Origin of the sequence: Shewanella sp. OMA3-2 (assembly GCF_021513195.1) — a bacterium.
Classification (GTDB): Bacteria; Pseudomonadota; Gammaproteobacteria; order Enterobacterales; family Shewanellaceae; genus Shewanella.
The window spans coordinates 260,001-271,816 of sequence record NZ_CP090974.1 but is presented as its reverse complement, the minus strand read 5'-3'; the positions used below and the strand labels follow the sequence as shown (position 1 = coordinate 271,816).

13 protein-coding genes, 1 rRNA gene and 1 pseudogene (1 of these 15 only partly in view) are annotated in these 11,816 nt (G+C 40.9%); 9 read left to right on the top strand and 6 right to left on the bottom strand.

The features are described from left to right. Positions 1–11 precede the first annotated feature (11 nt). Together L0B17_RS01200 and rplQ are read left to right on the top strand one after the other, a co-directional pair. A complete protein-coding gene (locus L0B17_RS01200; RefSeq protein ID WP_188843792.1) occupies positions 12–1,001 on the top strand; it encodes a DNA-directed RNA polymerase subunit alpha in 990 nt (329 codons plus the stop codon). 39 nt (positions 1,002–1,040) lie between these two features. Continuing rightward, positions 1,041–1,436: a 50S ribosomal protein L17 gene (rplQ, locus tag L0B17_RS01195; protein WP_226411972.1), complete on the top strand. Its 396-nt coding sequence runs from the start codon at positions 1,041–1,043 to the stop codon at positions 1,434–1,436. A 662-nt stretch (positions 1,437–2,098) separates the two neighbouring features. Here rplQ and ccmE read toward each other — a convergent pair. The 5 genes and pseudogenes from ccmE to ccmA all read right to left on the bottom strand — a co-directional run bounded on the left by ccmE (position 2,099) and on the right by ccmA (position 4,898). Next, positions 2,099–2,596 (bottom strand): cytochrome c maturation protein CcmE, encoded by a 498-nt coding sequence (gene ccmE, locus L0B17_RS01190; protein WP_235087023.1) that lies wholly within the window; start codon positions 2,594–2,596, stop codon positions 2,099–2,101. Then, a pseudogene (ccmD, locus tag L0B17_RS01185) lies at positions 2,593–2,792 on the bottom strand (heme exporter protein CcmD). The gene ccmE and the pseudogene ccmD overlap by 4 nt, the downstream one beginning before the upstream one ends. Beyond that, a complete protein-coding gene (locus L0B17_RS01180) occupies positions 2,792–3,538 on the bottom strand; it encodes a heme ABC transporter permease (RefSeq protein ID WP_235087021.1) in 747 nt (248 codons plus the stop codon). Before L0B17_RS01180 ends, ccmD begins: the two are co-directional and overlap by 1 nt. 13 nt (positions 3,539–3,551) lie before the next feature. Then, complete coding sequence (gene ccmB / locus L0B17_RS01175; protein WP_235089471.1) at positions 3,552–4,238, bottom strand: heme exporter protein CcmB; 687 nt, start codon at positions 4,236–4,238, stop codon at positions 3,552–3,554. 9 nt (positions 4,239–4,247) lie between these two features. Continuing rightward, positions 4,248–4,898 (bottom strand): cytochrome c biogenesis heme-transporting ATPase CcmA, encoded by a 651-nt coding sequence (gene ccmA, locus L0B17_RS01170; RefSeq protein ID WP_235087019.1) that lies wholly within the window; start codon positions 4,896–4,898, stop codon positions 4,248–4,250. Between the two features lie 325 nt (positions 4,899–5,223). On the opposite strand from ccmA, the gene L0B17_RS01165 reads away from it, so the two are divergent. Then, positions 5,224–5,517 (top strand): c-type cytochrome, encoded by a 294-nt coding sequence (locus L0B17_RS01165; RefSeq protein ID WP_235087018.1) that lies wholly within the window; start codon positions 5,224–5,226, stop codon positions 5,515–5,517. A gap of 117 nt (positions 5,518–5,634) precedes the next feature. Here the strand turns inward: L0B17_RS01165 and ccmI are convergent, their stop codons facing one another. Next, entirely contained in the window at positions 5,635–6,906 is a 1,272-nt protein-coding gene (gene ccmI, locus L0B17_RS01160) for a c-type cytochrome biogenesis protein CcmI (protein WP_235089469.1), read from the bottom strand. Between the two features lie 416 nt (positions 6,907–7,322). Here ccmI and L0B17_RS01155 point away from each other — a divergent pair, with 416 nt between their 5' ends. The 6 genes from L0B17_RS01155 to L0B17_RS01130 all read left to right on the top strand — a co-directional run. Then, entirely contained in the window at positions 7,323–9,299 is a 1,977-nt protein-coding gene (locus L0B17_RS01155) for a heme lyase CcmF/NrfE family subunit (RefSeq protein WP_235087016.1), read from the top strand. Positions 9,300–9,312: 13 nt separating this feature from the next. Then, the gene (locus tag L0B17_RS01150) at positions 9,313–9,861 is read left to right on the top strand and encodes a DsbE family thiol:disulfide interchange protein (RefSeq protein ID WP_235087014.1); all 549 of its coding nucleotides are present in this window, start codon (positions 9,313–9,315) and stop codon (positions 9,859–9,861) included. Next, positions 9,861–10,334 carry a heme lyase NrfEFG subunit NrfF gene (nrfF, locus tag L0B17_RS01145; protein WP_443019914.1) on the top strand — a complete coding sequence of 158 codons (474 nt, stop codon included), beginning with the start codon at positions 9,861–9,863 and terminating at the stop codon, positions 10,332–10,334. The genes L0B17_RS01150 and nrfF overlap by 1 nt, the downstream gene beginning before the upstream one ends. Before the next feature lie 85 nt (positions 10,335–10,419). Then, positions 10,420–10,728, top strand: a complete 309-nt coding sequence (locus L0B17_RS01140; protein WP_235087012.1) for a TlpA disulfide reductase family protein — start codon at positions 10,420–10,422, stop codon at positions 10,726–10,728. Between the two features lie 44 nt (positions 10,729–10,772). Further along, the gene (locus L0B17_RS01135; RefSeq protein WP_235087011.1) at positions 10,773–10,949 is read left to right on the top strand and encodes a hypothetical protein; all 177 of its coding nucleotides are present in this window, start codon (positions 10,773–10,775) and stop codon (positions 10,947–10,949) included. A gap of 520 nt (positions 10,950–11,469) precedes the next feature. Continuing rightward, positions 11,470–11,816: ribosomal RNA gene (locus tag L0B17_RS01130) — 16S ribosomal RNA — on the top strand; it runs 1,197 nt beyond the window's last position.

Here is an 11,816-nt window from a genome sequence, read left to right as displayed (position 1 = left end):
GAGAGGACACAATGCAGGGTTCTGTTACAGAATTTCTTAAACCGCGTCTCGTTGAAATTGAGCAGGTTAATTCAACTCGCGCCAAAGTTACACTAGAACCGCTAGAACGTGGTTTTGGCCATACCTTAGGTAACGCGTTGCGTCGCATCCTATTGTCATCTATGCCTGGCTGTGCTGTTACAGAAGTCGAGATTGATGGCGTACTGCATGAATATAGCAGTAAGGAAGGCGTACAAGAAGATATCCTTGAGATATTGTTAAATCTTAAAGGTTTAGCGGTAACTATCGAGGGTAAAGACGAGGCTATGCTTACGTTAAGTAAGTCCGGCACAGGCCCTGTTACAGCAGCAGATATCACGCATGATGGCGATGTTACCATCATGAATCCTGATCATATTATCTGTCATTTGACTGGTAATAATGACATCAGCATGCGTATCCGTGTTGAACGTGGTCGTGGTTATGTACCTGCTTCGGCTCGTGCACAAACCGAAGACGATGATCGTCCAATTGGTCGCCTGTTGGTTGATGCGTCATTCTCACCTGTTGCTCGCATTGCATACAATGTAGAAGCAGCTCGTGTTGAACAGCGCACAGACTTAGATAAGCTTGTAATCGATATGACCACTAACGGTACTATCGATCCTGAGGAGGCAATTCGTCGCTCAGCAACTATTTTAGCCGAACAGCTAGATGCGTTTGTTGATTTACGTGAGCCTGCAGCTAAGCCTGAGGAAGATGATAAACCGGAATTCGATCCGATATTGTTGCGTCCTGTCGACGATTTAGAGCTAACTGTACGTTCGGCTAACTGTTTGAAAGCCGAAGCGATTCATTACATCGGTGATCTGGTACAACGCACTGAAGTTGAGTTGTTGAAAACCCCTAACTTAGGTAAGAAATCTCTTACTGAAATTAAGGACGTTTTAGCATCTCGCGGACTGTCGTTAGGTATGCGTCTTGAAAATTGGCCTCCAGCCAGTTTAGCAGACGACCTATAAGTCTCAGGTTAGTACAGATTAAGGTTATAAGGATTAGTCATGCGCCATCGTAAGAGTGGTCGTCAACTAAATCGTAACAGCAGTCATCGCCAAGCTATGTTCCGTAACATGGCATGCTCACTAGTTCGTCATGAGATAATCAAGACAACTGTAGCAAAAGCGAAAGAATTGCGTCGCGTAGTTGAACCTCTAATAACATTAGCTAAAGTAGACAGCGTTGCAAATCGCCGTTTAGCTTTCGCTCGTACCCGCGACGCTGAAGTTGTAGGTAAGTTATTTACTGAATTGGGTCCACGCTTCCAGGAACGTCCTGGTGGTTACACTCGTATTCTTAAGTGCGGTCTTCGTACCGGTGATAAAGCCCCAATGGCTTACATCGAGTTAGTAGGTCGTCCTGAAGCTGCTGAAGCTGTTGAAGTTGAAGCTGCAGAGTAATTAATTTTTAATTACTTATTAAAAACCGAGCTTAGGCTCGGTTTTTTTATAGCTAATTTTTAGAACAGATATTCTTATTTCAAGATTATACCAATTTCATTAATTATGTGACCAAACAGAGCTACTCAGTTTTTCAGTTTGAGGCGCATTATTAAAACAATGGTTGTTCCCAGGTAGAACAATGTGACAAAGAAATGAAACGCCTGAGTTGTTCCCGCCCAATGACCTGATAATTAATGGAATTGGTATTATGCTTTGTATGTAAAAAACGGCTTTTAATTTCCCTGTCATATTAACGCTCGCTGTTTTTCACTAGTCCGCTTTTCAATCAGTAGTTTATAAACTTGTCTAGTAGTCGTAATTCGCTTTACAATTCACTTTCAGGGCTGTGTCATCAAACCTATTACAGTTTTAAATGCCTTTAATATAATGACTACACCTAAAGTTATATTCACTGTTCCGGTGCGTGACGCAGCCTAAAATAAATTACATTCTAATAAGAATGGATATAAGCCAGCTGAATTACCAAGATAAAAAAGACCGAACGTTTTCACGTTCAGTCTTTTTTATTAAGGCCATATATTTGCCTAGGTATAAGGACTAGTATTTATTTAGATGACATTAACTTAATACAATTGGCATTTACAGGTTAACCATATAGATTATTGGTATTTATAACCCTTAGGCTCAGCGCCTTCAGGATAATCAAGCTTTTGATGAGTTTGTCCCATTGCTTCAGCAACTTCTGGCGGCATGTAGTTTTCATCATGCTTTGCAAGTACTTCAGTAGCTTCTAGCTTACCAGATCCAACTAATACCCCTTGAGCGACGATTCCTTGGCCTTCGCGGAATAAATCGGGAAGAAGATCATCAAATGTCACAATCACTTCCCCACCTGCGGAGTCATGCACTGCAAATTCTACATGCAAGCTTTCAGGGTCACGGATCATTGAGCCGACAGTAACCATGCCTCCTACGCGAATACGCTGTCCAACCTCTGGTTTAACCCCAGTGTCTTTTTTACCATGTACAATTTCGTATGGGGTATAAAACAAGTTTAAATTGGTATTTAGCGCATATAATAAAAGAGAAGCTATGCCTGCTACACCTAAGATTAATGCTACTGCTAGGGTGAGTCTTTTTTTACGTCTTGGGTTCACGATTTCTTACCTCTTGATTCTTTTAATCGTTCTTCTCTGATAATCTTTTTAGAGATCTCAATAAGGACTTTTTCTTTTGGCGAAGGCTATGGATAATCAACATAGCTAAACTGCCAAATGTTACACCGTAAGCCAACCATACAAAAAACGCATAGCCGCCCATATCTATAAATTCTGCGATTGTATCGAACTGCATTATTTTACCCTCTCCGCGTTAGCTAAATCACGAACCCAAGGACGCATTCCGTTACGTGCTAATACTTCTGCTCTATATCTTACTATGGTTAATGCTCCAATCATCATGCCAAATCCGACAATATTGATAAGCAGCGGATAGAGCATGTCTCCAGTCATTGTAGATTTTTCAGTAATTTTGATGGTTGCTGGTTGGTGTAAGCTGCTCCACCATTCAACTGAATACTTAATAATTGGAATATTGATTACTCCAACAATGGCCAGTATGCCAGCGGCTCGTCCAGCCAAGACCTTATCTTCAAAAGAGGCGTAAAGTGCGATAACACCAAGGTAAAGGAACAATAACACTAGCTCTGACGTTAATCGTGCATCCCAAACCCACCATGTTCCCCACATAGGTTTCCCCCATGCAGCGCCAGTAAACAATGCTATGAAGGTAATGACTGCACCAATAGGGGCAATAGACGCTGCAGCCCAATCGGCAGCTTTAATCTGCCAGACTATGCCAATAAATGATGCTGTCGCCATTCCCATGTAGGCAGCCATTGACATCGATGCGGCCGGAACATGTATATATATAATTCTGAAACTATCACCTTGCTGATAATCCATTGGAGCATATAACAAGCCCCATGTAGTGCCAATGCCAATCATGACAATTGCTAAACATGTAAACCAAGGCAACATTTTTCCAGCAAGAGTGTAAGACCGCTCTGGATCTGCATATGAATTAAGCCATTTCCACATCTTATTCCACATATTAATTTGTACTCACACGTAAGGAGGCACCAATAGCAAATGGTGCCATGATTAACGAACCAACCAGCATAGCGCCAATAATAGCTAGCTGACCATCATAGGGTAAATTCATTCCAGCAGCATCGATTGCACTAGTAGCAAAAATCAACACAGGTATATATAGAGGCAATATTAATAAGGTGAGTAATACCCCTCCTTTACTTAGTCCTACGGTAAGAGCCACACCAATAGCCCCTAATAATGACAGTACTGGTGTTCCAAGCGCTAACGTGGCCATTAATGCCATGTAGCTATTGCTTTCTAAATGCAGTAATACAGCCAATAATGGTGATACGAGAATCAGTGGTACACCGGTTAAAATCCAATGAGCTAAGACTTTAGCCAATACCATAATTGCTAGCGGTTGTGGGCTAAGTAACATTTGCTCTAAGCTACCGTCACTGTAATCGGCTTTAAAGAGCCTTTCTAGTGATAGCATTGAGGCTAAAAGAGCGGCTACCCATATTATTCCTGGTGCCACCCGCGTTAATACTTGGGGCTCTGGCCCAATCCCTAGCGGAAAGAGGGTTACAACCATAATGAAAAACAACAGCGGATTAAATATGTCTCCGCGATGTCTAATTGCAATTTTCAAATCACGTTTTAGTAAGGTTATAAACGCACTGGTGTAGCTAATACCTCTGTTCATCATTTAGCCTTATATGAAACGATAATCGAGAGTGATTTTTCGAAGATTAGCTTCATTAATTAAACTCATATCTTGATGAGTTGTAATAATTACGCATCCACCGTTATTAGCATGCGCTAAAAAGAGTTGTTCAAGCTCTTCAACACCCTTTTTATCGATAGCGGTAAAAGGTTCATCCAATATCCATATTTTACAATTGGTATGCCATAACCTTGCTAACGCTGTCCTGCGCTGTTGGCCTGCAGACAAGTGGCCAGCTAATGCTTCTTCAAACCCGCTTAAATTTACTTTGGCTAAAATATCAGACGTTTTATGGTCATCATAACCACTGATTCTTAAATTGAAATTAAGATTTTCTTCTGTTGTCAATTCACTTTTAACGCCTGCTAAGTGGCCAAGATAAAGCAAGTTTTCATTAAATTCATCTCGCGAACGGATAATGTTATGCTGTAAATACAATACATCCCCAGAGTAGGGGCGAGATAAACCTGCTAAAATACGCAGTAAGCTTGTTTTTCCGGAACCATTGGGACCTTCAATTTGAACGATATCTCCAGCCATTATATCAAAGCTAAGCTCATCAAATAATAAACGCTCTTCGCGAATACATGTCAGCTTGTTTGCACTGATCAAGGGAGTGGATGGTGTTATTTTTGTCACTGAACCCTCTATTTAGCCTACTATGAAACACTAAAAGATATTAACATAAACAGTATTATGCAGTTACCTTTAGGTATGATTAAGTGCTCGCAATTTGATGTAGTTCCAATAAAATTAATAAAATGGGATTTTTTTCAACATTTGCTAATATATTACTTGAACTGGTTAATATTGGGTTATTTGAACGTCAAGGTGAGATTGTTATCACAAAAAGGTGAGATTTTTTGCAGTTTGTAGTAACCTAGTAGAGCTAAAAATAGTCTGCCTTCTAAAAATAACAGGCAGCGTTAAGCTTTGTATTTATTTGCAATTAGGAACGTTGAACATGAAAAAATTGTTAGCAATGACTGCAGTAGCTGCATTAACTTTGTCTGCGAATGTATTTGCTCAAGAAGGTGAAGCTGTATATAACAAGGCATGTCAAGTATGTCACAGCATGGGAGTTGCGGGTGCGCCTAAATCTCATGATGTTGCCGCTTGGGAACCTCGTTTAGCTAAAGGTGTTGATGCTTTAGTTGGCTCTGTTAAGTCAGGTTTAAACGCAATGCCACCTGGCGGTATGTGTACCGACTGTTCTGATGAAGATTACAAGAACGCTATTGAGTTCATGTCTAAGTAATTCTTCTTTAAGAATATAAAAACCGGCCTAATAGCCGGTTTTTTTATGGGTGTATGATAGCGAGTTATAAAATGTTGTATTAAGGAAAACTATAATAAGTCCTTCTTACAAGTTAAGTTATTGAACTATTTTATCCAGTACCAGTGTGGTTTTACCACCGACCTTAACAGCAGCTACACTGCCTTTCATGTCACCCGCCTGTGGTTTTACGCTGCCATGTTTAGACAGCACTGCAATAATCTCCACTTCGCTAGCACCACTTAGTTTTATATCGCCGCCCATAGAAGTACTATCATCTAAGGTAATGGTGAATGGTAAATCGCTCGCATTGATTTTAGTTGCTGCTAACGGTACTTTGGGTCCTTGAGTTGCGCGAGCAAAAATAAATACTTGATCGTTAGGTCCTACTTTAGACGCCAGTTCTGGTGCAACTTCAACCAAAACGCTAACGGTTTTCGCTACTGTTGTGGCCGTTGTAGTCGTGGCATTTTTAATCGGATTGTGAGCATCATCATTTGGCATAGCTCCCATATCGGATTGCATGCTCATTTTAGCTGATTGAATAGCATTCATTAATGCCGTTCGGTCAACATCACTACGGTCACTATCTAAAATAGCTTGCCATGCATTAATTGCATCTTGATATTGAGCATTAAAAAATGCGTCCATTCCTACCAGTAATAATGTCGATGGGTCTTGTGCGTCTAAAGCCAATGACTGCTTAATAATAGTTTGAATTTCAGGCGTGAGCTTTTGACCTGCCTGGTAATACATCGCCGTAGCCTTAGGGCCAAGTAATTCTGCATGGGTTCCGACTAATTCCATGACTTTATCGAATGCAGCAATAGCTTTACCATATTGGTTTGCAGATATATAAGCATGGCCTAGACTAAACCAGGCTTGGCTGTTTTCAGGTGCTTGTTGAACTTGTGCTTCCATTATTTGCACACGCTGAGCCATGATTTGTTCATTACTCATGCCTTCATGCGGGTTATTTGCTTGTGGAGGATTTGCCAGTTCATTATATGCACCAAGCTGTTGATAGAAATAACCGGTTAGCCCCAATACTACTATAGTCATCATCGAAGGCCATAAAACGCCTTTAGGCTTTGCTGCAGTAAGTGAGTCATCACCTTTATGCTTCATATCCTGCAGTAAACTAATTTCTAATTCCTGCTTTAATGCATCAAATTCATTCTGATCATGTAACTCGTTTTTTAATTCTTTCTCAAGAATGCCTAAACGTTCATTAAACAGTTCAAGGTTTGTTTGTTTACGGACGCCAGACTCTTCAGCTTGAAGTAGCTTTGTCTGACGAAAATGAGGTACCCAAATCATCATTAAACCGATAATGAGGACAAGCGCGATAAGAATCCAAAATGTGGTCATCGTTTCAATATTCACTTTTAGTTTATAGGAAAGCGGAGTTTCCGCTGAGCTTGATTGCACGATTATACGTAAAGATTATTAATTGAATAGTAATATAAGGAAGATATAAAGCTCAATCTTGAGAGTTGAGTACTGGTTCACAATTTATATTGATCGCATTAAATGATGAGAAACTTTCGATTATTTTGTTAGTCCTATCGCTTTGCTATTGTGAACCGACGTTTTGATCCAACTGGATACCGATAATGAGACAAGTAACCCAGTTTTGCACGAAAATGGCAGACATGTGCTGTTGCAAGCACTAAAATGATTTAAAATTCGTTTAAGCTAATGTGAGTATAATGACATATGCTCATTACCTGCATTAACGTGATTTGTTGATATCAAATCAATGTTTATTTAACTAAGGAATACCCATGATTCCAGAAATTGGACATTTTTCCCTGATAATAGGTTTGGCATTTGCCATGCTATTAGCCAGTGTTCCATTAATCGGTGCGGCCAAGAAAGATGCATATTTAGTAAGATATGCTTGGCCTCTTGCATACGGTATGTTTTTCTTCATTTTGGTTTCAGTGGTCATATTGGGCTACAGTTTCGCGGTTGATGACTTCTCTGTCGCCTACGTTGCACATCATTCAAATTCACAATTACCCATATTCTTTAAAATTGCTGCAGTATGGGGCGGTCATGAAGGTTCATTATTGTTCTGGGTATTCTCATTATCAGTTTGGGCGACAGCAGTAGCCATGTTCAGTAAAGGCTTGGAAGAAGTCTTTACTGCGAGGGTATTATCAGTACTCGCCATGGTTATTGTCGGCTTTACCTTGTTTATGGTTCTAACCTCCAGTCCATTTGAACGGTTATTTCCAATACCAATGGAAGGGCGTGACTTAAATCCAATGTTGCAAGATGTGGGGTTAATCTTCCATCCGCCAATGTTATATCTTGGTTATGTTGGTTTCTCTGTTAGTTTTGCCTTTGCTATTGCGGCACTAATGAGTGGCAGTTTAGATTCAGCTTGGGCTCGTTGGTCTCGTCCTTGGACGCTAGCAGCTTGGGTATTTTTAACCGGTGGTATTTCACTAGGTTCTTGGTGGGCATACTATGAATTAGGCTGGGGTGGCTGGTGGTTCTGGGATCCAGTTGAAAATGCTTCATTTATGCCTTGGCTAATTGGTACTGCATTAGTTCACTCTTTAGTTGTAACGGAGAAGCGTGGCGCATTTCGTAACTGGACTGTTTTACTGTCAATCTTTGCTTTCTCATTAAGTTTGCTGGGTACCTTTATTGTACGTTCAGGTGTACTTACATCGGTGCATTCATTTGCAGCGGATCCAAGTCGCGGTATGTTTATTTTGCTACTGCTTGCTATCGCTGTTGGGGGATCTTTAACTCTATTTGCTTTCCGCGCCAGTGAAATGAGCAGTCCTGCACGATTTGAACTGAAGTCGAAAGAAACCATGTTGTTGGTTTGTAACGTGCTATTAACTGTAGCCGCAGGTACCGTTTTACTCGGAACCTTATATCCATTGCTTATAGACGCACTGGGTATGGGTAAAATTTCTGTTGGGCCGCCATACTTTAACGCGGTATTTGTTCCAATCGTGTTGGTATTATTTGGCTTTATGGGTATTGGTCCAATTATTCGCTGGAAAAAATCAAAACAAGGCGAGATTAAGCGTCAATTGCTTGTACCTGCAATTAGTGCTGCAGTCGTCGGTTTAGCTGTGCCTTTTCTAATGGGCGGCGAGTTCGATATATGGGTTGCACTAGGTATTGCTGCAGCAACATGGGTGACATTATCGACATTCCGCGCGGGCTACAATATGGTTAAAGGAACCGATGGTAGCATCAGTTTAACTCGTATTGGACGTAGCCAGCTTGGGATGATCCTTGCTCATTTTGGTATCGCGGTGTCAATTGTTGGTGCAACTATGGTGTCGAACTATTCAATAGAGAAAAGTGTTCGAATGGGGCCTGGTATCAGTCAAGAGTTAGCGGGTTACACATTCAAGTATCTTGAAACTAAGAATGTCGTTGGGCCAAACTACACTGCACAGCAAGGTCAAATTGAAATCTATCAAGATGATAAGTACATTACCTTATTAAAACCGGATCGTCGTCAATACAATGTCCGCACAATGGACATGACAGAAGCGGGTATTGATTGGGGTTTATTCCGTGACTTATATGTGACTATGGGCGACCCAATAAGTGCCACTGAGTTTGCTGTGCGTCTAAACTACAAACCTTTTGTGCGCTGGTTATGGTTCGGATCAATCTTTATGATGGTGGGTGGTTTCCTTGCCGCATCTGATAAGCGTTACCGTGTAAAAAGTACGGCTACAGTTACAGAAGAAAAAACAAAAGATAAACTTGCTACAGCTTAACAATGGAGAACTTATGAAAAAGTTGGTGCTGTTTATACCACTAGCCTTATTTTTGGTGATGGGAGTATTCTTATATCAAGGTTTATTTCTTAATCCGCAAAAGTTGGATTCAGCATTAGAAGGAAAGCCAGTACCGGCTTTCCAACTTGAGAGACTTGAAACTGCAGGCGAAATGTTAACTGAGGCTGATTTAAAGGGTCAAGTTTCACTATTGAACGTGTGGGCCACTTGGTGTCCTGCATGTAAATACGAGCATCCTTTTTTAACTATGCTGTCTCGTCGTAATATTTTGCCTATTTATGGTATTAATTATCGTGATGAGCGGGCATTAGCGATAAAAGAGCTACAACGTGAAGGCGACCCATATACGATCAACTTTTATGATAAAGATGGTCGCTTAGGTTTGGATCTCGGGGTATATGGTGCGCCAGAAACATTTATTATTGATCATAATGGTATTATACGATTTCGTTATGCAGGCCCAATTGATCAAAATATTTGGAAAGACACCTTATTCCCAATGGTCCAGCAGCTACAAGCTGAAGCGGATGGAGCGGCGTAATGAAATTAGTTAACCTATCAATCACGCTTGTTATCTGCTTACTGTTTAGTGTCATGGTTCAAGCAACACCTGTAGATACCTATGAATTTAAAACACCTAGCAACCAAAAGCGTGCAATGTCACTCGCGCATGAATTGCGTTGTCCGCAATGCCAAAACCAAAACTTAGTCGATTCTAATTCGCCCGTTGCGCAAGATTTGCGCTTAGAAGTTTATAAGATGGTTGATGATGGTAAGTCCGACGAACAAATTGTAGAGTTCATGACAAGTCGTTATGGTGATTTTGTCCTCTATAATCCAAGACTCGATCCAAAAACATATGTACTTTGGATTGGTCCTTTTGCGCTGCTATTTATAGGCTTCATTGTTGGTGCGATACTTATTCGCCGGCAAAGAAATGTAAAATATGCCCACGTAGAGATGTCAGCTGAAGATAAACAGCAGCTTGATGAATTACTAAAACGTAATAAATAATGATATAGCTAAAAAACTGGTACTCGCCGTTTCTATTATTAGCGTTAGCCTGCTGGTAATAGAAAGCGGTGTAGCCTACCCAGGAATGCAACCTAATCAAAAGCCCGTTTCACAAACAGGTTTAGATAAAATTATTATCCTGCCGCAGTCTATTCCTATCGCTCAAGTTAACTTCAGTAAGCTCAATGGTAACGAAATAGACTTTGAAGTATTCAAAGGCAAAGTCGTAGTTGTCAATATGCGGGCAACATGGTGTCCACCTTGTGTAAGAGAGCTTCCTGCATTAGATAGGCTTGCCAACAGAATAGAGCAAACCCAATATATGCAGTTGCCTATATCAATTGATGCCGATGGCAAAGAGACAGTACAACTCTTTCTGAATCTATTGGATTAGCTAAATTCGAGTCTTATTTTGATCCCAAGTAAAATCAGCGTGAAGTGCTTCCATTAGAAACCATACCAGCGACATTTATTCTTAATCCACAGAGTGAGCTGGTGGCTTATGTACTAAGTTATGTTGATTGGGATGATGAGAATGCCATTACCTTCTTAAAGCAATTTTATACTGAAACAGATAAAGGTGCTCAATTAGCATCCTTTCTGATGTCTAAATAAGCGATTTAGATCGTATTAGATTAAAAGATCGCCAAGCGATCTTTTTTTATGTAAAAAGATTAAAAAAGGGGTTGCGTGGTTTTAGAATCTCCCTATAATGCGCATCCACTGACACGGCACAGCGCGAAAGCAACGCGGCGAGTTAGGTTGATTTGAAAGGATAAAAACTTCGGTTTCATCATCAAATCAAGTGCGACAAGAAAGTTTGAAAAAACACTTGACGCTGACAGCAGGGTCTGTAGAATACGCAGCCCAAGCCAACGACCTAGCGTCTAACGGCGATGTTTGAAAAATTAACATCAACGCTCTTTAACAACTTAAACAAGAAATCTGTGTGGACATTCACAGGTATTGAGTTATTCGAAATTGTCTTCTGTTCTTCGGAATGTTGGCAATCAAAAAATTTAAACTCAATGCAACGATGAATGTTCATAGCAATATGTACAAAAAGACTTTGTTAACTTCGGTTGATAAAGCAATCAGAATTCATTGAGCCGAATCGTAAGATTCAAAAAAACTTTAATTGAAGAGTTTGATCATGGCTCAGATTGAACGCTGGCGGCAGGCCTAACACATGCAAGTCGAGCGGCAGCGGGAAGGTAGCTTGCTATCTTTGCCGGCGAGCGGCGGACGGGTGAGTAATGCCTAGGGATCTGCCCAGTCGAGGGGGATAACAGTTGGAAACGACTGCTAATACCGCATACGCCCTACGGGGGAAAGGAGGGGACCTTCGGGCCTTTCGCGATTGGATGAACCTAGGTGGGATTAGCTAGTTGGTGAGGTAATGGCTCACCAAGGCGACGATCCCTAGCTGTTCTGAGAGGATGATCAGCCACACTGGGACTGAGACACGGCCCAGACTCCTAC

What these genes read in the sequence shown, in the direction of transcription:
- L0B17_RS01200 (WP_188843792.1), top strand. Translation starts at nt 12, where the DNA reads ATGCAGGGTTCTGTTACAGAATTTCTTAAACCGCGTCTCGTTGAAATT.
- rplQ (WP_226411972.1), top strand. Translation starts at nt 1,041, where the DNA reads ATGCGCCATCGTAAGAGTGGTCGTCAACTAAATCGTAACAGCAGTCAT.
- L0B17_RS01180 (WP_235087021.1), bottom strand. Translation starts at nt 3,538, where the DNA reads ATGTGGAAATGGCTTAATTCATATGCAGATCCAGAGCGGTCTTACACT.
- ccmB (WP_235089471.1), bottom strand. Translation starts at nt 4,238, where the DNA reads ATGAACAGAGGTATTAGCTACACCAGTGCGTTTATAACCTTACTAAAA.
- L0B17_RS01165 (WP_235087018.1), top strand. Translation starts at nt 5,224, where the DNA reads ATGAAAAAATTGTTAGCAATGACTGCAGTAGCTGCATTAACTTTGTCT.
- ccmI (WP_235089469.1), bottom strand. Translation starts at nt 6,906, where the DNA reads ATGACCACATTTTGGATTCTTATCGCGCTTGTCCTCATTATCGGTTTA.
- L0B17_RS01155 (WP_235087016.1), top strand. Translation starts at nt 7,323, where the DNA reads ATGATTCCAGAAATTGGACATTTTTCCCTGATAATAGGTTTGGCATTT.
- L0B17_RS01150 (WP_235087014.1), top strand. Translation starts at nt 9,313, where the DNA reads ATGAAAAAGTTGGTGCTGTTTATACCACTAGCCTTATTTTTGGTGATG.
- nrfF (WP_443019914.1), top strand. Translation starts at nt 9,861, where the DNA reads ATGAAATTAGTTAACCTATCAATCACGCTTGTTATCTGCTTACTGTTT.
- L0B17_RS01140 (WP_235087012.1), top strand. Translation starts at nt 10,420, where the DNA reads ATGCAACCTAATCAAAAGCCCGTTTCACAAACAGGTTTAGATAAAATT.